Origin of the sequence: Streptomyces sp. NBC_00582 (genome assembly GCF_036345155.1) — a bacterium.
Lineage (GTDB): Bacteria > Actinomycetota > Actinomycetes > Streptomycetales > Streptomycetaceae > Streptomyces.
The window spans coordinates 9,318,674-9,338,577 of the sequence record NZ_CP107772.1 but is presented as its reverse complement, the minus strand read 5'-3'; the positions used below and the strand labels follow the sequence as shown (position 1 = coordinate 9,338,577).

Below are 19,904 nucleotides of genomic sequence, written 5' to 3'. Positions count from 1 at the left end.
GCGCGCGGGGGCTATTTGCGGCCGGGTGTCCAGTTCATGCCCCAGTTGTAGGCGCGGTCGACGGTCCGCTGCGGGCTGACACCGCGCTCGGGCACGAGGTAGCGGGCCTCGCGCTGGACGATCAGGTCGCCGCCCTGCTGGGTGATCAGCGCGAGCGCGCAGACGGTGGAGGGGACGGTGCACTCGTCGAGGGAGAAGTCGACCGGGGCGCCGTACTGGGGGTGCAGGGTGACCGTGGCGTGCAGGTCGGCGAAGGAGCGGGCGCCCTCGTAGACGGTGACGAAGACGAGGATGCGCCGGAAGTCGTTCCGGTGGTCGAGGTTGATGGTGAGGTTCTCGCCCTGCGCGACGGCCCCGGTGCGGTCGTCGCCGTCGAGATGGATGTACGGCGGCTGGTGCAGCGCGCCGAAGGCGTTGCCGAGGGCCTGGACGACGCCCTTGCGGCCGTCGGCGAGTTCGAACAGGGCGCACAGGTCGAGGTCGAGATCGTTGTGGAGGGCGACGGCACGGCCGCGTTTGCCGCCCCAGCCCGAGAACTGCTTGCGCACCTCCCAGTTGAGGTTCACCCGCATGACGCCCGAAGTAGCGCCCTGTTTGGCGAGGGACACCGCGGGAGCGGCCTTGGTGAGCGTCACCTTGGTCAGACGGACCGGTGCGGCGGGCGGGGGCGGCGGGGTCTGGTGGGCGGGCGGAGCCGGCGGCGGGGGCGGCGGGGCCTGGTGGGCGGGCGGGGGCACGGTGACCGGGAACGCGGGCATGGTGGGCTGGGCGGACAGCGGGGGCGGGGGCGGGGCGGTGGCCGGCGTCGGCGGAGGGGACGGGGCGAGCGTCGGCGGTGCCGCGTGCTGCGGCTCTTCCACGGTGATGCCGTAGTCCGTGGCCAGGCCCTCCAGGCCCGTTCCGTACCCCTGTCCGACGGCGCGGAACTTCCAGGCGCCCTGACGGCGGTAGAACTCGCCCAGTACGAAAGCGGTTTCGACCGTCGCGCCCGCGGGGTCGAACCGGGCGGCCACGGTGTCCCGGGCCGCGTCCCGCACCTCGATGTAGAAGTCGGGCAGCTGCGCGAAGGTGCCGCCGTCGGCGGAGGCGGCCAGGACCACGGTCTCGATGGCGGGCTCCACGCGCGCGAGGTCGACGAGGAGGGTGTCGGTCACGCGGCCGCCGGCCGTGCTCTTGCCCTCGTGGCGGACCGCGCCGGAGGAGTGGGCCGGCTGGTTGTAGAAGACGAAGTCGGCGTCCGAGCGGACCTTTCCCCCCACGAGCAGCAGCGCCGAGGCGTCCGCGTCGGGCACCCCGGGCCCCGAACGCCAGCCCAGCTCGACCCGTAGCGCCGTGGTCGGCACCGGGGTGTTGGAACCCTTCGGCATCGACATGTCCGCCCCCTCTCGGTTGTCCACCCCGTCAACCTAATCCGCCGGACGGTTCAGGCCCAGGACAGGCACAGGAACGCCCTCCCCCGACCCGCCGGTAACCCGCCCGGAACTCGGCTTTTACACGATCGGGGCAGTCCGTGCCGCCCCTTTTTGCCAAGTTCGCTCCCATTGGGGATCCGAGGTCACGGCGGACACGGAAAACAACCCTCTTATCGGTCTCCCCAACCAGCACATCGTGGGCTTAACTTATGTGCCATGACCTCCCCCCGCTCCACCTATGGCGGCTACTACTCCGCCTTCCCGGACACCCCGATCTACGACTCGCTCGTCGCCGAGCGGGGCACCCCGCAGATCGCTCCCATCCGGGTCCCCGCCGCCTACGACACGCCGAGCAGCGGCAACCTGCCCGCGCTGCCGTCGGCACTGCCGGCCCTCCCGGCCGCCCCCTCCCAGGCGGCCTACGGCTACCCGCAGGCGCAGCAGCCCTCGCCGCTGCAGCAGGCGCCCGCTGCGTACATCCCGCCGCAGGCCGCCCCGCGCGGCTACCCCGGTCCGCAGGTGCCGCAGCAGCCGCGCCCGGCGGCGCCCGGGATGGGCTACGAGGCGATGCGCCCCGCCGCTCCCCGGCCGGCCGCGCCCCAGTACCAGGACCCGTACAACAACCAGCAGTACCGCGGCTACTGATCCCGCCCCGGTGTCGTCGGTGCCACCTGGCAGGATGACCCCATGGGGAACGCGGAACTGCTGTCCATCCATCTGTATCCGGTCAAGGCGTGCCGGGGCCAGGCGCCCCGGGAGGCCGTCGTGGAGCCCTGGGGGCTGGCCGGAGACAGACGCTGGGCGCTGATCGACGACGGGGGAAAGGTCGTCACGCAACGCCAGCAGCCGCGCCTGGCACTGGCCGCCGCCGAGCTTCTGCCCGGCGGCGGCGTCCGGCTGTCCGCACCCGGCCTGGAGCCGCTGACCGTGGCGGTGCCCGACCCGCTGGGCACGGTCGCGCTGGAGATCTTCCGTGACAAGGTGGAGGGGGTCCTCGCCGACGCCGAGGCGCATGCCTGGTGCAGCGCGTATCTCGGCGCCGGCGTCCGCCTGGTCCACATGGACGATCCCGCGACCCGCCGGCCCGTCGACGCCGAGTACGCGCTGCCCGGAGAGACCGTCACCTTCGCCGACGGCTATCCGCTGCTGCTCACCACGGTCGCCTCGCTCGACGCCCTCAACACGCTGACGGCCGACGGAGAACACGCCGGCGAGGGCCCCTTGCCGATGAACCGTTTCCGGCCGAACGTGGTCGTGGCCGGCACCGAGCCCTGGGCGGAGGACGGCTGGTCGCGGGTGGAGATCGGGGAGGTCCCCTTCCGCGTCGCCAAGACCTGCGGACGGTGTGTCGTGACCACCACCGACCAGGCCACCGCCGAGCGCGGCAGGGAGCCCCTGCACACCCTCGGCCGCCACCGCCGCCTCGGCGGCAAACTCGTCTTCGGGCAGAACCTGGTCCCCCTCACCCGTGGCACCGTCCGGGTCGGCGACCCGGTGCGGGTGATCGGCTAGATCCGGCCGGGCGCCCACGCGTTCAGGCCTCGTTCCGCGCCGCCCCGACGTGCGGGAACCTCCACCGGGTGCCGGAGCGTTGGGCTGTCGTGAGAAGTTCATGAGAGGTCCCGGGCGCGGGTGATTTGGCTCTCTCTTCGCCCGGATTCCCGCGTGAACGGCTCCAACGGGGGTTATCACGGAGCGGGAAGGGGGTGCGGGACGTGCGAGCGATCGGTGGAATCTGGCGCTGGCGGCACAATCCGCTGCGCCGCGGGACGGATCTGGTCGAGGCATGGGTGGCGCTGTCGGCGCTGCTGCTGATCCTGCTCGTCGCGCCCGTCGTCGGCTCCCTGATCGGCGCCGTGGCCCAGGACTCCCTGCAACAGGCTGTCCGCGAGCAGCGGCTGGCGCGCCATGAGATCACGGCCACCGTGGTGCGCAAGGCGGGCGCCTCGCCGCTGGAGGCCGACCCCGAGGCCGCGTCCGGGCGGGAGACCCGCAGTCGGGTCGTCGCCGACTGGACCGCCCCGGACGGCACCGCACAGCACGGCACGGTGCTGGCGACCCTGAAGACCCCGCACCGCGGCGACCACTTCGCGATATGGACGGACGCGCACGGCCGGCTGGTGGCCCGTCCACTGGACTCCGCCACCGCCACGACACACGCGGTCCTGGCCGGATTCGGCGCGGCCCTGCTGACCGCCGGCGCGGTCGAGGGCTGCAGGCGGCTGATCGTCTGGCGCATGGTCCGCCGCCGGTACGCCCGCTGGGACCAGGCATGGGACCGCGCCGGCCCGGACTGGGGCCGTACAGGTACCGGTAGCTGACGTCGTTCGGTCAGTGGTCAACTCTCCGCCCGCGCGCACGCTACGGTGGTCCGGCCGAACCATGCATGATTCGGCATCAAACCCGCGTACGACGAGGTGGGGGCACAGCAACGCCATGGCACAGGGCACGGTCCAGGTGACGCACACCGGCACATCGAGGTGGCGGCGCCGCACGGGTGAGTACGCATCGCTCGCCGCCGCCCTGGAGGCCGCGGCCGAGGGCGACGTCCTCACGATCGCTCCCGGCACCTACCGGGAGAACCTCGTCGTCCAGCGGTCGGTGACGCTGCGCGGCCCCGAGGGCTCGCCCGGCTCCGTGCGGATCGCTCCCGTGGACGGGGTGCCGCTGACGGTGTGCGCGTCGGCGGTGGTGCAGGACCTGCACGTGGAGGGCCAGGACGCGGCCGCTCCGGCGGTCCTCGTGGAGGAGGGCACGCCCGAGCTGCTGGACATGCGGATCGTCACCCGCTCCGCCACGGGCATCGAGGTGCGCGGCAACGCCCGTCCGACGGTGCGGCGGTGCACGGTCGACAACCCCGCGGGCATCGGGATCGCGGTGGTCGACGGCGGCGGCGGTGTCTTCGAGGAGTGCGAGGTCGTCGCGGCCGGGCAGGCGGGCGTCCTGGTCCGCGGGGGCGCGCACCCCCGGCTCGAGCGCTCCCGGGTCCATCACGCCTCCGGCACCGGGGTGAGCGTCACCGGCGACAACTCCGGCCTGGAGGCGGTGGGCTGCGAGATCTACGAGATCCGCGGCAGCGGGGTGCAGGTCACCGCGCGGGCGACGGCCCACCTCACGGACTGCGCCGTGCACCGCACCACCGCGGACGGCGTCACGATCGACACGGACGCCGTGCTCACGCTCGCCGACTGCCGTATCCACGACATCCCCGAGAACGCGATCGACCTGCGGTCCCGCTCCGTGCTGACACTGACGCGCACGACGGTGCGTCAGTTCGGGCGCAACGGGCTGTCGGTGTGGGACCCGGGCACCCGGGTGGACGCCAACCAGTGCGAGATCTTCGACAGCACCGGCGACTACCCGGCCGTATGGGTCAGTGACGGCGCGACCGCCGTGCTCGACTCCTGCCGGGTGCACGACGTGCCGGACGCGTTGTTCGTCCTCGACCGCGGCTCGCGCGCGGACGTCATCGACAGCGATCTGGCCCAGGTGCGCAACACAGCCGTGTCGGTGAGCGACGGCGCGACCGCCCAGCTCGACGACTGCCGGATCCGGGAGGCGGCGACCGGCGCCTGGTTCCGCGACCACGGCAGCGGCGGCACCCTCAACAACTGCACGGTGGACGGCGTGCAGACCGGCGTGATCGTCACCAAGGGCGCCGACCCCACGGTGGAGCGCTGCACGGTCACCTCCCCCGCCGAAGCCGGTTTCTACGTCTCCGCCGGCGGCCGGGGCAGCTTCCTGAACTGCCGGGTGACCGACAGCGGCGGCTATGGCTTCCACGTGATAGACGGTTGCCGCGCCACCCTGCGCCGGTGCCGCACCGAGCGCTGCGCCCGCGGGGGGTACGAGTTCGCGGAGACCGGGGCCGACGGGGCGCCCGGTGCGGGAGCCGTGGTCGAGGACTGCACCAGCGACGAGAGCGCCGGCCTGCGGACCGCGGCCTCCCGGGAGACTGCCGTCCAGACGACCCCCTCCGCGGTGGGTCTGCTCGGTCCGTTCCCCGAGCAGCGGGTGACCTTGCCGGAGCCGCAGCCGGGCGCGGCCGAGGGTGGGACGGAGGCGTCGGTGCGGACGTCGACGGACGTGCTGGGCGAACTCGACGCGCTGGTGGGTCTGGAGAGCGTCAAGCGCGAGGTACGGGCGCTGACCGACATGATCGAGGTGGGCCGGCGCCGCCAGCGGGCGGGCCTGAAGGCGGCCTCGGTCAAGCGCCATCTGGTGTTCACCGGCTCCCCCGGCACCGGCAAGACGACGGTCGCTCGGCTGTACGGCGAGATCCTCGCCTCCCTCGAAGTGCTGGAGAAGGGTCATCTCGTCGAGGTGTCCCGGGTCGACCTGGTCGGCGAGCACATCGGCTCCACCGCCATCCGTACGCAGGAGGCGTTCCAGCGGGCGCACGGCGGGGTGCTGTTCATCGACGAGGCGTACGCGCTGTCGCCGGAGGACGCGGGGCGGGACTTCGGCAAGGAGGCCATCGACACCCTGGTGAAGCTGATGGAGGACCACCGGGACTCGGTGGTGGTGATCGTGGCGGGCTACACGGCCGAGATGGAGCGGTTCCTCACGGTCAACCCGGGTGTGGCGTCCCGTTTCTCACGGACCATCACCTTCGGCGACTACGGCCCCGAGGAACTGCTGCGGATCGTGGAGCAGCAGGCGGAGGAGCACGAGTACCGGCTGGCGCCGGGCACCGCGGAGGCCCTGTCGAAGTACTTCACGGAGATCCCCAAGGGTGCCGCCTTCGGCAACGGGCGTACGGCGCGCCAGACGTTCGAGGCGATGGTGGAGCGGCACGCGAGCCGGGTCGCGCAGCTCGCCGAGCCGAGCACGGACGATCTGACCCTGTTGTTCGTGGAGGACCTGCCCGAGCTGCCCTGACCCCCTCAGGCGCGCTGTACGGGCAGGTCGGGGTGGAGCCGGGCCAGCAGGCGGGCGCGTTCCTCGGCGAAGGCCGGATCCGCCTGGTAGTCGGAGTGGCCGAGGATGGGGGCGGGCAGCGGGTGCGCGGCGGTGCGGCCGTACGCCAGGGGGTCCGCGAGGGGAGCGCGGTCCACTGCGGGGCCGCAGTCGTCGCCGGTCAGACGTACCGGGCCGCCGATGGGGTCGGTGAGCCGGTACAGATTGCGCCAGCAGTCGATGTCCCGGTGCAGGGCGGCGAGCGCGGCCGGGCCGAAGTGGGCGGGGAACCAGCGGCCGTAGAGGCGCTCGATCGGTGAGCCGTAGGTGAGCAGGGCGACCCGTTTGCGGTCGGAGGGCTTGAGCTGCCAGGCGGCGGCCGCGGCGAGGACGCTGCCCTGGGAGTGCCCGGAGATGACGAGACGGCCGCCGGTGGCCCGGGTCCAGCCGGTCATCCTCCAGGTCAGGTCGGGCACCGCGCGCTCGGCGTAGCAGGGCGGGGCGAAGGGGTGGGCGGCGCGGGGCCAGAAGGTGCCCACGTCCCAGAGGATCCCGATGGTGCGGCGCGCGGAGGCGTCCTTGTAGGCGCGGCGGCCCCAGGTGACGAAGAGGAGGAAGCCGAGGCCGATCAGCCAGGAGCCGAGCGCCTGCGCGGTCCGGGCGGCGCCCTGCACGAAGGGGCCGGCCGCCTCGGCGGCCCGGACGGGGGTCTCACCGCTGACGAAGGTTCCGGCGAGGGCGCCCGCGCCCAGGAGCAGGGTGGTGGTGGCGGTGACGGCGACGAGCAGGGGGCCGCGGTCGGTGAGGGTGGCCATCGACCGCGTACGGGCGATACGGCCGGTGCGGGCCGGGTCGCCCGGAACGGCGCCGTACTCCCGGGCCACCGCCTCCCGCTCGGCCCGGGTGAGCCGCCAGGTGCGGCGTCCGAGCAGCGCGGACAGCGCCAGCAGGACGAGGAGCAGTACGGGGATCACGGACGCCTGCCAGGTCAGCAGCACCGGCGGGCCGTCGAGCGAGGTCCCGGTCCCGTCCAGCCAGTCCGAGACCCGTTGGGACACCCCGCCGGACATCACTCCGCCCAGCGCGCAGGCCAGCATCACCACAGCGGGCCCGCCGAGTCCGCGCAGGGCGGACCGCTCCCGGTCGTCCGGGCGCGGCCCGGTCCCGGGTCCTCGGTGCAGGACGCGCGCGACGGCGGCCAGGGTGATCACCAGGGCGCCCTGGGCCAGGGCGAGGGTGCCGAAGGTCGTGTCGCCGGCCAGGCGGCCGGAGGAGTGCCAGTGCGGGCGGTCCCAGGCGGCGTAGACGAGGGTGAGGGCGAGGAAGGTGAGGGCGGTGAGGGGGAGGCGGTGGACGAGGTGGGCGTCGAGGGTGCGGTCGAGGCGGTTCTCGCTGCGTCCGCGCCGGCACACCACCCAGACCACGGCGAGCGCCCCGAGGGTCAGGGACACCTCCAGCAGCCGGCCGAGCGCGTCCAGGGCGGCGGGGCCGCCGGGGCGGTGGTCCTCGCGGGCGGCCGCCGTACCGACCGCCGCGGCCACCGTGAGCAGGCCAGCCGCGGTGTGGGCGGCGCGCAGCCGGGCGACGAGGCGGCGGCCGTACCAGAAGCCTGGGCGGCTCAGCGCGGTCTGGGCGGGACCGTGCTCGGGCTCGGGGCCCCGGTCGAGGGGTTCCTGGGACTCGTACGCCCGCCAGGTGCGGTGGGAGAGGTACCACAGGAGTCCGGTCAGGGCGGTCGGGACCAGGGCGGCGAGGGCGAGACGGCGGCCCGGCGGGCTCCACCAGCCCTCGTGCGAGCCGCTCGGGGAGAGGAAGCCCAGCCAGGAGTGGCGCGCGGCGCACGCGCGGGTGCCCGCGCACTGCCAGGCGGTGAGGTCCAGGGCGACCTCGCAGGCCGCGGCGACGAGCAGGACCGTCAGGCTGAGGCCGGCGAGCCGTACCAGCAGGCCGTAGAGGCGGACCGCGCGGGTGCCCTCGCGGGCGGCGGGGCGCATCCAGTGGGCGAGGTTGACCACCATGAACGGCAGCAGCAACAGCCACAGGGCGCGGGTGCCGTTGCCCGAGGTCAGGTTGGACCAGACGTACGCCTCCGGGACCGGCCGTCCGTCGTGGTCGCCGGACGGTGTGTTGGCGTCGGCGGCCGGGCTGTCCGCGTCGGCGTCCTCGGCGCGCCGGTAGACCGCGGCCGTGTCGTCGCCGGTGATCCGCACGGTGCGCGGATCGTTCAGCATCTTCTCGGGCGTGGCGCCGCCCACGCCGTGGACGAGGAGTTCCAGCGCCGCTCGGTCCGTCGAGGAACGTTCCACTGTTCGCACTTCCCCCATGACACGCCGCTTCCCGGTCTGCCGTGCGGGCACAGGATCTCCGCTCCGGAGGGCGTCTACACCTCGGCGCACCGAATCTCCCCGATCCGTGCGACACAGGAAGATCACAGCCCGTTGACGGCATACGCGCATCGGGGTGCCGGCACGGTCGGCGGCCTGTCGTGCGAGGATGGGACGCCCGCGTACCTGGGACCGGCGAGAATGTTCTCGTCGCCGCAGGTGAGCGGGCCTGCCGACCCGTTCGAGGAAAGGACCGGAGCGTACGTGAGCGAGAATCAGAACCTCCTCGCGGAGCAGCGCCGCTCCCTGATCCTGGACGAGGTGCGTCGCCGGGGCGGCGTCCGCGTCAACGAGCTCACCCGCAAGCTCGGCGTGTCGGACATGACGGTCCGCCGCGATCTGGACGCGCTGGCCCGCCAGGGTGTGCTGGAGAAGGTGCACGGCGGCGCCGTGCCGGTGGTGGAGGCGAGTACGCACGAGCCGGGCTTCGAGGCGAAGTCGGGTCTTGAGCTGACCGCCAAGGAGGACATCGCGCGGGCCGCCGCGGAGCTGGTGGCGCCGGGCAGCGCGATCGCGCTGTCGGGCGGTACGACGACGTACGCGCTGGCGCATCAGCTGCTCGAGGTGCCGGACCTGACCGTGGTGACGAACTCGGTGCGGGTCGCCGATGTGTTCCACGGGGCGCAGCGCATCTCGGGTCCCCGGCAGGGCGCGGCGACGGTGGTGCTGACCGGTGGGGTGCGCACCCCGTCCGACTCGCTGGTGGGGCCGGTCGCCGACCAGGCCATCGCGGCGCTCCACTTCGATCTGCTGTTCCTCGGTGTGCACGGCATATCCGCCGAGGCCGGGCTGTCGACGCCGAACCTGGCGGAGGCCGAGACCAACCGGCGTCTGGTGCAGTCGGCGCGCCGGGTCGTGGTGGTCGCCGACCACACCAAGTGGGGTGTGGTGGGCCTGAGTTCGTTCGCGGCCCTGGAGCAGGTCGACACGCTGGTCACGGACGCCGGGCTGCCGGGCGCCGCCCGCACGGAGATCTCGGAGCATCTGCGGCGACTGGTGGTGGCCGGCGAGAACGGTACGGGGGAAGACATCTGACGGGGTGACGGCTAGGGTGACGGATCCGCCGACCGAGGGGGTTCGTGTCGTCATGGTCCGTCGTCTGCGCGCCGAGGGGCTCGACTTCGTCGGGGTCGCTCCTGTACGGCTGGTGTTCACGCGTGCGGTCTCCGCCCCGCCGGAGCGGGTCTTCCACGCGCTGGCCGAGGACGTCTCCGGCTGGGCCGAGTGGTTCCCGGCCGTCACCTCCATCGTGCCGCTCGACGAAGGAGCGGGGCGGGACGTACGGCTGTGGGGCGGCGGGCGGTTCCGGGAGACGGTGCTCGCGGCGAAGGAGCCCGAGCTGTACGCCTACCGGGTGGACGTCACCAACGCGCCGGGGGTGCGGGCGCTGGTCGAGGAGTGGCGGCTCGCGCCCGACGGCCCGGGGACCCGGGTGCGGTGGACGTTCGCCGCGGACGGGACCGTCCTGGTGAGAGGCTTGCTGCGGCTGGCGGCACCGGGGCTGGGGCGTTCGTTCCGGGAGGCGATGACCCGGCTCGACCGACGGCTCACCACGGGCGCGTAGAGCCGCTCGCCCCGCTCATTCCGGCCACACCCCCGTCGCCAGCATCGACTCGAGGGCCGCGGTGTACGGGGCGATGTCCAGGCCTTGTTCGGCCAGCCAGGCGTCGGAGTAGTACTTGTCGAGGTAGCGGTCGCCGGGGTCGCACAGCAGGGTCACCACGCTGCCCCGCCGGCCCTCGGCGACCATCTCGGCGACGATCTTGAGCGCGCTCCACAGCCCGGTGCCCGTGGAGCCGCCCGCCTTGCGGCCGATGGCCTGCTCCAGGGCCCGTACGGCGGCGACGCTGGCCGCGTCGGGGACCTTCATCATGCGGTCGACGGCACCCGGCACGAAGCTCGGCTCCATGCGGGGCCGTCCGATGCCCTCGATACGGGAGCCGCAGTCGCAGGTGACGTCCGGATCGCCGGTGGTCCAGCCCTCGTAGAAGCACGAGTTCTCGGGGTCGGCGACACAGATGCGGGTGTCGCGCTGGGTGTAGTGGACGTACCGGGCGATGGTCGCGGAGGTGCCGCCGGTGCCGGCCGTGGCGACGATCCAGGCGGGCTCCGGGAACCGCTCCCGCTCGAGCTGGCGGAAGACGGATTCGGCGATGTTGTTGTTTCCGCGCCAGTCCGTGGCCCGTTCGGCGTAGGTGAACTGGTCCATGTAGTGGCCGCCGGTCTCCGTCGCGAGGCGGGCCGACTCCTCGTACATCGTGCGGGGGTCGTCCACGAAGTGACAGCGGCCGCCGTGGAACGCGATGAGGCGGATCTTCTCGGCGCTCGTCGTGCGGGGCATGACGGCGATGAACGGCACGCCGATCAGCTTGGCGAAGTACGCCTCGGAGACGGCGGTGGAACCGCTGGACGCCTCGATCACCGGGCGGTCCGGCCGGATCCAGCCATTGCACAGGCCGTAGAGGAACAGCGAGCGGGCGAGGCGGTGTTTGAGGCTGCCGGTGGGGTGGGTCGACTCGTCCTTGAGGTAGAGGTCGACGCCCCAGGCATCGGGGAGGGGGAAGCGGAGCAGATGCGTGTCGGCCGAGCGGTTCGCGTCGGCCTGGACCTTGCGCACGGCCTCTTTCAGCCAGTCGCGGTAGAAGCCGTCACTGCGGTCGACGTCGAGGGTGGCGCCGGTCCTGGTCTGCTGGGGGGTGGTCACGGCAGGAGCTCCTTACACGCTGCGCGGCGACGGGCGCCGAACGCGGCCCACACCCCGATCATAAGCACCATCCGCACCGCTTCTCACCTGCATAAACACACCTTTGGGGGCCTCAAAGGCGGCCCTGGGGGGTGGGTACGGGCGCACGGGGGGCGCATTCACGCGAGTGCTCCTGAAGGGCGTCGTCGGCGTGTCGTACGCACTGGTGCTCGACGCCGTGCGCGGGCAGACTGCACCGGGCGGGGCGGAGCTCCCGGTCAGGGCGTATGTCCCCGACGCGGGCGCGGGTCCCGGACGGGGGCGCACACTGGATCACGGACCACGAGTTCGCTCACGCGAGGACGACCGCAAGGGGGCGGGAAGGCATGGCGGAGCCGGAGTTCACGGCGACGGGCGTGCGGATCGGCAAGAGACTGCGCTCGCTCACCCGGGCCGGACAGGTCCGGATCAGCGGCGGCAGGCTCGAGCTGCTCACCAGCTACGGCAGCGAGATCGACAGCGCGCCGGTGCAGGCGGTCCGCGCCTCCCGGCCGTGGTTCGCCCCGGAGGACCGGGCGCTGGCGGACCTCAACGGCAACCGGTACCTGTTGACCCTCGGCGACCACGACCCCGCGCCGGGCGAGCCGGGGCCGCCCGCGGCACGCCGGTTCATCGAGGCCGTACGGAAGGCGGCGGGGCACCCCCGCTGAGCCGGCCACCGGCAGTGCGAGTTGCGCCGCAGCACCCCCTGAGTCACGCTGTTCTCACGTCACTCTGGGTTTACCGGCGATAACGCTGCGAACCAGCCCGCCGGCCACCGCAGCAGGCGGCCGCCTTGCGCAGCAGCTCTGCTCGATCGATCCGAACTCCGTGTTCTTCCGGACCTCAGTCGGGGAGTCGCAGCCGTGATCAGCAACCCAAGCAGGCACTGCACGGTGGAGCTCCAAGCCCTGCCGTCGCGGATCGGCCAGGTCCGCAGAATCGTATCGGCGCAGTTGCGCTACTGGCATCTGGATCCCCTGATAGACCGGGCCGCGCTCGGTGTGACGGAGCTGTTGACCAACGTCCACCTGCACGCCCGGCCCGACAAGACGTGTGTCGTGGAGATGGAGCTGCTGCTGGACCGGCTCACCGTCTCCGTGCGCGACCGCGATCCCCGCCTTCCGGTGCTGGACGACGTCAAGGACACCGGGGCCCTGACCACCTGCGGGCGCGGGCTCGCCATGGTGGCCGCGATGAGCGAGAGCTGGGGCGCGCGCCCGGACGGGGAGTCCGGCAAGGTCGTCTGGTTCACGCTGCCCGCGGCGATCGTCGCACCGGAGCGGGCGGCGCGTCCGCCGCGTCGGGCGCCCCGCGAACAGGTCGCGCCCCGGTTCCCGGAGGTCGTCGCCGTCGACGCGCACCGGCCCGCCCATGCTCCCGCCCGGTCCGCCGTCGTCGGCTGACCGGGCGGTGACCTGCTCGTCCGGGCCGGTCATTCGGTGGCGACGGCCCGCAGCACGTCCATGCGGGCCGCGCGCCGGGCCGGGCGCAGACCGGCGAGGGCTCCAGCGGCGACGCCCATGAGGGCGACCACGGCGAGCGGGGCGGGCGGCAGCGCGAAGGTGAACGCGCTGTCGCTCGCGCCGTCGGAGGCCCGCACCAGCACCCAGCCGAGGAAGGCGCCGAGCACCAGGCCGCCCGCCGTGCCGAAGGCGGCGACCAGGACCGACTCCCAGCGGACCATGGCCCGCAGCTGGGCGCGGGTCTGGCCGACGGCCCGCAGCAGGCCGAGTTCGCGGGTGCGTTCGTGGATCGCCGGCGTCAGGGTGTTGGCGATGCCGAGGAGCGCGATGAGGACCGCGAAGGCGAGCAGGGCGTAGACGAGGGTGAGCATCATGTCGATGCCGCCGCCGACGACGCCGCGTACGCGTCACGGGTCTGGACCTCGGGGTCGCCGTACTGCGCGGCGACACCTTCACGGCGTCGGTGACGCGGGCGGCCGTCGTGAGGGCGGTCGCGGTGGTCACGGCGCACCGCCCTTCCGGCCGAACTGCTCGTCGAGGACGGACAGCCGGCGCCAGTACTCGTCCTCGTCGATCTCGCCGGAGGCGAAACGCCGGCCGAGGACGGCGAGGGGCGAGTCGCCGGTGGGCCGGTCGACGGGGTTCCAGGGGCCGCGCCGCCCTCGCCACACGGTGCGGCGCAGCAGGGTGACGACGCCGACGACGACGGCCGCCCAGATCAGCGGGAGGAACAGGATCCAGGGGCCGGGGCCGCCGCCGTCCCAGTTCGCCAGGGTGTTCATCTCGGGTCATCTCCTCGGTGCGGGCTCGGTGAGGGCTTGGTGCTGCGATGCCTCGAGAGTCCCGCCGGGAGGGGGGTCGGGTCGTCGTACGGCCGGCGGCAGTGCGGATACCTCCCGGGGAGTACGCGCGCGCTTCCGGGGTGCTCCCCGGGTGCCTCGGCCACGGGGGCACCAGCCCGAAGGCGAGCCTGGAACGGGCGGGCGCCGGGCAGGGCAGCATGGACCACTTCAGGGGCCGAGGAGACGCGGGCCACCGCCGCTGTGGGAGCACGACACGCCGAAGGCCGACGGAGAGTTGTTCCCGGTGTGCCGCACCTGTCTGCCCCGGGCCCGCAGTGGTGACCGCCGTACGCACCGTGCTCGGGGACGTTCCGCGCGGCGGGCCGGAACGCGATGGCGCGGTGACGCCTCGTCGGGCGACCGACCGGCAGATGCGGGTCGCCGTGTACGGCGACCGGCTGCTGCCGGGCCGCGACGTCACGAGGAGCCGGCTCAGGCGGGCGGCTTCTCGTCGAAGCTCGCGAAATAGGCCGCCGCCATGTCCTCGTCGCCGTGGCCCTGCGCCGCCGCCCGTCGCAGGCGTTCGGCGCTCGCGGCCGCCACGTCCAGGCGGACTCCGCCCGCGCGGCCGGCCTCGACGATGAGGCGGGCGTCCTTCGCCGCCGTCTCCACCGCGAACTGCGGCGGGGTGAGCCGGCCGTCGAGGATCATCCCGGCCTTGGCGCGCAGATAGCCCATGTCCAGCGGCCCGCCCTCGATGAGCCCGAAGAACGCCTCCGGGTCGACTTCGAGCGCCTGGGCGAGAGCGAGCACCTCGCCGGTCGCGGCGGTCGCGGCGAGGACCCAGCTGTTGGCCACCAGCTTCAGCCGGGTGGCGCTGCCCGCGCCGCCGTCCTCGCCGGTCCAGACGGTGCGGGCGCCGACCGCGTCGAAGACGGGCGCGACCGCGTCCCGGTGCGCGGCCGGACCGGCTGCGAGGACGGTGAGCTGCCCGGCCTCGGCGGGCTGGCGGGTGCCCAGCACCGGCGCGTCGAAGAAGACGAGCCCGTGCTCGTGGGCGAAGGCGGCCAGGTCGCCGATCGCCTCGATGCCGGCGGTGGTCGACTGCGCCCAGGCGGCGCCGGAGCGCAGGGCGGGGGCGGCCTCGCGCATGACGTCGAGGGCGGCGGGACCGTCGTAGAGCATGGTGAGGACGACGTCCGCGCCGCGGACGGCCTCGGCGGGGGTGTCGGTGACGGTGACGCCCTCGGCGGCCAGCGGCTCGGCCTTGGCCCGGGTGCGGTTCCAGGCGCGGACGGTGTGTCCGGCGCGGGCGAGGTTGCGGGCCATGGCGGCGCCCATGATGCCGGTGCCGAGGACACTCACGGTGGTCTTGTCGGTCATGGCATCAACCTACTTCGACGCGGCGCCGACGAGGCCGTCCAGCCAGGCCTGGTGACCGTTGAGCATCGGGTTGGGGCGCTCCTGGGCCGGCGCCGCCGCGGGCCGGTCGTGCTGTGTCTCCTGGGTGAGGACACGGACCCGGGCGCCGGGCAGGTCCTCGACCAGCCAGGCGTGCAGCACGTCCAGCCGCCCCTCGCCCCCGTCCTGCTTCGCCGTCCAGGAGAGCCGTCCGGGGTGTCGGTCGAAAAGTCCCAGACCCGGGCGGCCGTGAGGCCCGTGACGATCACCTCGTTGGAGACGACGTTGTCGCCGGTTGCCGACGCCAACCCGGACGTGCCGCGGGTGCGCGACCGTCTGCGGGCCGCCGCCTCCGCCTGGTGACGGCCCGCGTGCCGGCTCAGGCGACGCGGATGTCCACGGAGGGCCGCAGCGCGGCCGCCGCGGCCAGCGCCGCGTGCGCGGGGTGCGTGGCGAAGGCTCGCACCAGGGCGTCGTCCGCGGGGAGTTCGGCGGCGGGGTAGGCGATCTGCTCGTAGGCCGCCTGGAACCGCGGACCCCAGCGGCGGGCGCCGAGCCGGGCCGTGCGGGAGCAGTTGTCGACCATGTACGCCACGTCCCGGGCGTGCATGTACGGCAGCAGGGAGTCGACGGCCTCGATGACGGACTCGTTGACGATCTCCGACCAGGGGTGGCCGCGTTCGGCGAACTCGTCGATCTGGGCGATCGTCGTCGCGACGAACACCCCGGCCGTGAACGGCTCGACGGCGAGCTCCCGTCCGCCCCGGCGGGCGTGGACGCGCGGGGCCACCGCCCACATCGGTGAACCCTCGATCCCGGTCATCGGGCGCCGCGCGAGGCGCCGTTCGGCGAGGACGACGCTGCGCAGCTCGGTGCCGTCGGCGACCTCGTCGTAGATCTCCGCGACGATCTCGCGGGCCGGTGCGTACGTCGCCGTGTACGCGCGGTCGAAGACCTCCCGGCCGGCCGGGTCGAGGTCCTCGCGCACCGCAAGCAGTCCGGACCGGGAGATCGTACGGGCGATCGGGCCCGTGACGTTCTCGCACGACTTCTCGTACGCGGTGATCGCGTCGTCGCCCGCGAGCCGGTAACGCCCGTACAGGCTCTCGACGATGCCGTGGACCGCGCCGAGCAGGACGGCCCGTTCGCCGACGACGTCCGAGCGGTACTCGCTGTCGAGGGTGGTGCGGAAGGTGTACGGCGAGCCCAGCGCCACCGACCAGCCGAGCGCGAGGTCGGTCGCCCGGCCGTCGGGGTCGGCGTGCACGGCCCAACTGCTGTTGATCCCGGCGCCGTCGGTCTCGGCACCCTGCTGGTAGAGGCGGCGGACGGAGTCACCCATGCCCTTGGGGCAGACGGCGATCACGGCGTGGCCGCGCGGGAAGTCGCCGCCGTTCTCCCGGAGATGGCCGAGCAGGAAGCCGTGGGAGAGTCCGATCACGGCGCCGGGCCTCAGGGCCCGGAAGATCTCCTCGTGGTGCGCGGCGAGGGCGGCGTCGGCGATGAGCAGGATCAGCAGGTCGCTGTCGGCGGCCACGGCCAGCCAGTCGCCGAGCGTTCCGTCCTCCTCGGTGAAGCCGTGGGCGCGGGCGTCGTCGGCCGACGGGGAGCCCGGGCGCAGCCCGACGGTGACCAGGATGCCGGTGTCGGCGAGCGAGTCCCGCAGGTTGAGGGCCTGGGCACGGCCCTGCGGCCCCCAGCCGAGCACCCCGATCCGGCGCACTCCGGCGAACGCCCGCGGCAGCAGCGGGAAGAGGTGCCGGCCACCGCGCAGGACGGTCTCGGTGCCGCCGGGCACGGCCATGGTCTCCAGGGGGAACACACGGGAGGTGTACGGCGTGGAGGTGTACGTCGTCGAGGTCATGGTCGAGTTGTAGGCTCCGGGCCGGTGTTGCGACAAGCGCAACTCTTGCAGCGGGGTGTTGCGGAACATGAAAGGGCCAGGTCATGCGGGACGACCATCGGGAGCTGCGGCTGTTCCTGCATCTGGCACGGACGCTGAACTTCGGGCGGACGAGCCTGGACTGTCACGTCAGTCCGGCGACGCTGACGCGGACCGTGCAGCGGCTGGAGGCGGATCTCGGGCACCGGCTGCTGGACCGCGGGCCGCGCGGGGTGGCGCTGACGGCGGAGGGCCACCGGTTCCGCGCGTACGCGCTGCAGGCGCTGGAGTTGTGGCGCGCGTACCGGGAGGAGCATCCGGATCCGGCCGAACTCACCGGCCGCCTGGCCCTGTTCGCGACGGTGACCGCCTGTCAGGCGTTGCTGCCGGACCTGTTGGCGCCGTTCCGCGCGGCGCATCCGCAGGTCCGGCTGGATCTGCGGACCGGGGACGCGGCGGCCGCGCTGGCCCGGCTGGACGAGGGCGAGGTCGACGTGGCGGTGGCGGGGATCCCGGCGCGGCTGCCGGCGGCGCTGGTGAGCCGGACGGTGGCGGTCACGGAGCTGGTCTGCGTGACCGCGCGGGAGCGGCCGGACGAGGGCCTGGACGGGCCGTTCGTGCTCCCGCAGCGCGGGCTGGTGCGGGAGGCGGCCGACCGCTGGTTCCGGGCCCGCGGCCGCACCCCCGAGGTGGTCTGCGAACCGGACGGCCACGAGGGGCTGCTCGCGCTCGTCGCCCTGGGCTGCGGCACCGGGGTGGTGCCGCGGCTGGTCCTGGAGCACAGCGCGGTGCGGGGGCGGCTGGCGGTGGTGCCGGTGGCCGGTCCGCCGCCGGAGTCGTTCCCGATCGGGCTGTGCGTGCGCAGGGCGGACCTGCGCAGGCCGGCGGTGGCGGCGCTGTGGAGCCTCACCGGGCCGTGAGGCGGTCGGCTGGTCAGGCCGCGCTCAGTGCCCCGAGTGGGTCGTCGAGCACCGGCTGCCAGGCCAGCTCGGCCGCTCCGGCCAGGCTGTTGTGGTCGAGGGAGCAGGCGAGGATGGGGACACCGCCGCTGCGGCCCCACAGGCTGCGGTCGGCGACGACGGCGCGCAGCCGCTCGGGGGCGGCGTCGAGGAGGGTGCGGTGCAGGCCGCCGAGGATGATGCGATCGGGGTTGAGGATGTTCACCAGGCCCGCGAGGCCGAGGCCGAGCCGGTCGATGAGGGTCTCGGCGGCCGTGCGGACGACCGGGTCGCCGTACTCCTCGCGGATCAGCTCGTTGGCCTGGTGGAGCAGGGAGCCCTCGGGGCCGGGTTCTCGCCCCGCGGTCGTCAGCAGGGCCAGCGGGTCGGCCTCCACGTCGAGGCAGCCGCGTCCGCCGCAGTGACAGGGGCGGCCCTCGGGGGTGACGGTGAGGTGGCCGACTTCCAGGGCCAGTCCCGAACTGCCCGTGTGCAGACGGCCGTCGAGGACCAGTGCCCCGCCGACGCCCCGGTGTCCGGTGGCCACGCACAGCAGGTCGCGGGCGCCGCGTCCGGCGCCGTGCCGGTGTTCGGCGAGGGCGGCGAGGTTGACGTCGTTGCCGACGAAGGCGGGGCCGGTGATCCCGGCGGCACGGACGCGTTCGGCGAAGACCTCGCGCACCGGCGCCCCCACCGGCCAGGCCAGGTGCAGGGGGTTCAGCGCGAGGCCCTCCGGTTCGGTGACCGCCGACGGCACGGCGAGCCCGGCGCCCACGCACCGGCGCCCGGTGCGCCGCAGCAGGTCGGCACCGGCCTCCACGGCGGCGCCGAGCACCTTCGCCGGATCGGCGTCGACGGCCTCGCAGCTGGGGGTGGTGGCGACGATCCGGCCGCCGAGGCCGACCAGCGCGGCCCGGAACCCGTCGGCGTGCACCTGCGCGGCCAGCGCGACCGGGCCCTCCTCGGCGAGTTCGAGCCGGTGCGAGGGGCGGCCCTGGGAACCGGCGGCGGCGCCGGGCCGGGCGTCCACCCGGATCAGCCCCAGAGCCTCCAGTTCCGCGGCGACCGCGCCGGCCGTGGCGCGGGTGACGCCGAGTTCCGCGGTGAGCACGGACCGGGTGGGCGCCCGTCCGGTGTGCACGAGCTCCAGCGCGGGGCCGAGCGCACCGCGCCCCCGGTCCAGCCGCGCCCTCGACGTGGTCCCTTCCCCCGTCGGCCGGGGGTCCGCCTTGCCGCTCATGAGGGCGAGTCTCCCATGATCCGTTCCTCAGTCGCCGCCGGGGAAGCCGGCGGGTGCGCCGGCCGAACGCGGCGGTGTGACGGGCAAGCCGCTCACCCGCAGCGTCACGTTCAGCCGCCCCGTCAGCCCCAGCCACGCCGGTGCCGTACCGGGCAGGACGCGCGGCACTCCGTGGTAGGCGAGCCGGGACGGTCCGCCGAAGACGAACAGATCACCGCTGCGCAGCTCCACGTCGGTCCACGGCCGGGTGCGGGTCTCGGTGTTGCCGAAGCGGAACACACAGGTGTCGCCGAGGCTCAGGGACACCACGGGTGCGTCGGACTTCTCGTCGGCGTCCCGGTGCAGGCCCATGCGGGCGTCGCCGTCGTAGAAGTTGATCAGTGCGATGTCGTAGGGGGCCGTGGTCGCCGCCCGCGGTCCGAGCGCGTCGGCCACCGCACGCAGGCCCAGCTCGCCCAGCCAGTCCGGGAAGGGCTTCACCGGCGTACCGTCGCCGTCGACGACCGTGCGGGCGTAGGCGTACGGGTACCAGTGCCAGCCCAGACAGACCTGGCGGGCGGTCATCGTGCCGCCGCCCGGGGTGCGGACCGTGCGCAGGCCCGCCGGGGGCCGGGCCCAGGTGCGGCAGGCCTCGAGGAGCCCGCGCTGGCGGTCCGCGTCGAGCCAGTCGGGCACGTGCACCGCGCCCGGCGCGATCCGGGCCCGCTCCCGGGGAAACAGCTCGCCGTCCATGCGCCCATCCTCCCCCACCGCACCGACACCTGGTCTGAGCTGGGGC

Annotated in this window: 19 protein-coding genes and 1 pseudogene; 10 read left to right on the top strand and 10 right to left on the bottom strand. The window is 73.9% G+C overall.

The genetic code is table 11. The features are described 5' to 3' along the window. Positions 1-11: 11 nt before the first annotated feature. Positions 12-1,367, bottom strand: a complete 1,356-nt coding sequence (locus OG852_RS42300) for a TerD family protein (RefSeq protein ID WP_330351597.1) — start codon at positions 1,365-1,367, stop codon at positions 12-14. 261 nt (positions 1,368-1,628) lie between these two features. On the opposite strand from OG852_RS42300, the gene OG852_RS42295 reads away from it, so the two are divergent. From OG852_RS42295 to OG852_RS42280, 4 genes are all read left to right on the top strand, one after another. Continuing rightward, complete coding sequence (locus OG852_RS42295; RefSeq protein ID WP_133913053.1) at positions 1,629-2,057, top strand: DUF6643 family protein; 429 nt, start codon at positions 1,629-1,631, stop codon at positions 2,055-2,057. A 42-nt stretch (positions 2,058-2,099) separates the two neighbouring features. After that, on the top strand, positions 2,100-2,924 hold the full coding sequence (locus tag OG852_RS42290; RefSeq protein ID WP_133913052.1) for an MOSC domain-containing protein: 825 nt from the start codon (positions 2,100-2,102) through the stop codon (positions 2,922-2,924). Between the two features lie 203 nt (positions 2,925-3,127). Continuing rightward, positions 3,128-3,733: an Rv1733c family protein gene (locus tag OG852_RS42285; protein ID WP_330350642.1), complete on the top strand. Its 606-nt coding sequence runs from the start codon at positions 3,128-3,130 to the stop codon at positions 3,731-3,733. Positions 3,734-3,848: 115 nt separating this feature from the next. Beyond that, on the top strand, positions 3,849-6,293 hold the full coding sequence (locus OG852_RS42280) for a right-handed parallel beta-helix repeat-containing protein (RefSeq protein ID WP_330350641.1): 2,445 nt from the start codon (positions 3,849-3,851) through the stop codon (positions 6,291-6,293). Positions 6,294-6,298: 5 nt separating this feature from the next. On the opposite strand, the gene OG852_RS42275 is transcribed toward OG852_RS42280, so the two are convergent. Beyond that, positions 6,299-8,635: a hypothetical protein gene (locus OG852_RS42275; protein ID WP_443064614.1), complete on the bottom strand. Its 2,337-nt coding sequence runs from the start codon at positions 8,633-8,635 to the stop codon at positions 6,299-6,301. Positions 8,636-8,899: 264 nt separating this feature from the next. On the opposite strand from OG852_RS42275, the gene OG852_RS42270 reads away from it, so the two are divergent. Both OG852_RS42270 and OG852_RS42265 read left to right on the top strand, forming a co-directional pair. Continuing rightward, positions 8,900-9,730 (top strand): DeoR/GlpR family DNA-binding transcription regulator, encoded by an 831-nt coding sequence (locus OG852_RS42270; protein ID WP_133913048.1) that lies wholly within the window; start codon positions 8,900-8,902, stop codon positions 9,728-9,730. Between the two features lie 52 nt (positions 9,731-9,782). Next, positions 9,783-10,259, top strand: a complete 477-nt coding sequence (locus OG852_RS42265; RefSeq protein WP_330351596.1) for an SRPBCC family protein — start codon at positions 9,783-9,785, stop codon at positions 10,257-10,259. A gap of 15 nt (positions 10,260-10,274) precedes the next feature. Here OG852_RS42265 and OG852_RS42260 read toward each other — a convergent pair whose 3' ends face one another. Then, positions 10,275-11,399, bottom strand: coding sequence for a PLP-dependent cysteine synthase family protein (locus OG852_RS42260; protein WP_133913047.1), 1,125 nt, complete (start codon positions 11,397-11,399; stop codon positions 10,275-10,277). A gap of 365 nt (positions 11,400-11,764) precedes the next feature. Between OG852_RS42260 and OG852_RS42255 the strand changes: the two genes are divergently transcribed. Next, positions 11,765-12,088, top strand: a complete 324-nt coding sequence (locus OG852_RS42255) for a hypothetical protein (RefSeq protein WP_133913046.1) — start codon at positions 11,765-11,767, stop codon at positions 12,086-12,088. A 195-nt stretch (positions 12,089-12,283) separates the two neighbouring features. Further along, positions 12,284-12,823, top strand: a complete 540-nt coding sequence (locus OG852_RS42250; RefSeq protein ID WP_208117171.1) for an ATP-binding protein — start codon at positions 12,284-12,286, stop codon at positions 12,821-12,823. A gap of 29 nt (positions 12,824-12,852) precedes the next feature. Here OG852_RS42250 and OG852_RS42245 read toward each other — a convergent pair. From OG852_RS42245 to OG852_RS42230, 4 genes and pseudogenes are all read right to left on the bottom strand, one after another. Next, positions 12,853-13,337 (bottom strand): annotated as a pseudogene (locus tag OG852_RS42245) (ABC transporter permease); the annotation flags it as partial. Positions 13,338-13,383: 46 nt separating this feature from the next. After that, positions 13,384-13,665 (bottom strand): SHOCT domain-containing protein, encoded by a 282-nt coding sequence (locus OG852_RS42240; RefSeq protein WP_133913045.1) that lies wholly within the window; start codon positions 13,663-13,665, stop codon positions 13,384-13,386. Positions 13,666-14,157: 492 nt separating this feature from the next. Further along, on the bottom strand, positions 14,158-15,048 hold the full coding sequence (locus tag OG852_RS42235) for an NAD(P)-dependent oxidoreductase (protein ID WP_330350639.1): 891 nt from the start codon (positions 15,046-15,048) through the stop codon (positions 14,158-14,160). Between the two features lie 9 nt (positions 15,049-15,057). After that, positions 15,058-15,228, bottom strand: coding sequence for a hypothetical protein (locus tag OG852_RS42230; RefSeq protein ID WP_330350638.1), 171 nt, complete (start codon positions 15,226-15,228; stop codon positions 15,058-15,060). A 54-nt stretch (positions 15,229-15,282) separates the two neighbouring features. Here OG852_RS42230 and OG852_RS42225 point away from each other — a divergent pair, with 54 nt between their 5' ends. After that, positions 15,283-15,429: a hypothetical protein gene (locus OG852_RS42225; RefSeq protein WP_330350637.1), complete on the top strand. Its 147-nt coding sequence runs from the start codon at positions 15,283-15,285 to the stop codon at positions 15,427-15,429. A 16-nt stretch (positions 15,430-15,445) separates the two neighbouring features. Here OG852_RS42225 and OG852_RS42220 read toward each other — a convergent pair whose 3' ends face one another. Then, positions 15,446-16,930, bottom strand: coding sequence for a ketol-acid reductoisomerase (locus OG852_RS42220; protein ID WP_330350636.1), 1,485 nt, complete (start codon positions 16,928-16,930; stop codon positions 15,446-15,448). 83 nt (positions 16,931-17,013) lie between these two features. Here OG852_RS42220 and ilvY point away from each other — a divergent pair, with 83 nt between their 5' ends. Then, a complete protein-coding gene (gene ilvY, locus OG852_RS42215; RefSeq protein ID WP_330350635.1) occupies positions 17,014-17,868 on the top strand; it encodes an HTH-type transcriptional activator IlvY in 855 nt (284 codons plus the stop codon). A 13-nt stretch (positions 17,869-17,881) separates the two neighbouring features. Here ilvY and OG852_RS42210 read toward each other — a convergent pair whose 3' ends face one another. Together OG852_RS42210 and OG852_RS42205 are read right to left on the bottom strand one after the other, a co-directional pair. Beyond that, positions 17,882-19,126, bottom strand: a complete 1,245-nt coding sequence (locus OG852_RS42210; RefSeq protein WP_330350634.1) for an ROK family protein — start codon at positions 19,124-19,126, stop codon at positions 17,882-17,884. Between the two features lie 27 nt (positions 19,127-19,153). Next, the gene (locus tag OG852_RS42205; RefSeq protein ID WP_330350633.1) at positions 19,154-19,858 is read right to left on the bottom strand and encodes an alpha-ketoglutarate-dependent dioxygenase AlkB family protein; all 705 of its coding nucleotides are present in this window, start codon (positions 19,856-19,858) and stop codon (positions 19,154-19,156) included. Positions 19,859-19,904 lie beyond the last annotated feature (46 nt).

What these genes read in the sequence shown, in the direction of transcription:
- OG852_RS42300 (WP_330351597.1), bottom strand. Translation starts at nt 1,367, where the DNA reads ATGCCGAAGGGTTCCAACACCCCGGTGCCGACCACGGCGCTACGGGTC.
- OG852_RS42295 (WP_133913053.1), top strand. Translation starts at nt 1,629, where the DNA reads ATGACCTCCCCCCGCTCCACCTATGGCGGCTACTACTCCGCCTTCCCG.
- OG852_RS42290 (WP_133913052.1), top strand. Translation starts at nt 2,100, where the DNA reads ATGGGGAACGCGGAACTGCTGTCCATCCATCTGTATCCGGTCAAGGCG.
- OG852_RS42280 (WP_330350641.1), top strand. Translation starts at nt 3,849, where the DNA reads ATGGCACAGGGCACGGTCCAGGTGACGCACACCGGCACATCGAGGTGG.
- OG852_RS42275 (WP_443064614.1), bottom strand. Translation starts at nt 8,635, where the DNA reads ATGGGGGAAGTGCGAACAGTGGAACGTTCCTCGACGGACCGAGCGGCG.
- OG852_RS42265 (WP_330351596.1), top strand. Translation starts at nt 9,783, where the DNA reads ATGGTCCGTCGTCTGCGCGCCGAGGGGCTCGACTTCGTCGGGGTCGCT.
- OG852_RS42255 (WP_133913046.1), top strand. Translation starts at nt 11,765, where the DNA reads ATGGCGGAGCCGGAGTTCACGGCGACGGGCGTGCGGATCGGCAAGAGA.
- OG852_RS42240 (WP_133913045.1), bottom strand. Translation starts at nt 13,665, where the DNA reads ATGAACACCCTGGCGAACTGGGACGGCGGCGGCCCCGGCCCCTGGATC.
- OG852_RS42235 (WP_330350639.1), bottom strand. Translation starts at nt 15,048, where the DNA reads ATGACCGACAAGACCACCGTGAGTGTCCTCGGCACCGGCATCATGGGC.
- OG852_RS42220 (WP_330350636.1), bottom strand. Translation starts at nt 16,930, where the DNA reads ATGACCTCGACGACGTACACCTCCACGCCGTACACCTCCCGTGTGTTC.
- ilvY (WP_330350635.1), top strand. Translation starts at nt 17,014, where the DNA reads ATGCGGGACGACCATCGGGAGCTGCGGCTGTTCCTGCATCTGGCACGG.
- OG852_RS42210 (WP_330350634.1), bottom strand. Translation starts at nt 19,126, where the DNA reads ATGAGCGGCAAGGCGGACCCCCGGCCGACGGGGGAAGGGACCACGTCG.
- OG852_RS42205 (WP_330350633.1), bottom strand. Translation starts at nt 19,858, where the DNA reads ATGGACGGCGAGCTGTTTCCCCGGGAGCGGGCCCGGATCGCGCCGGGC.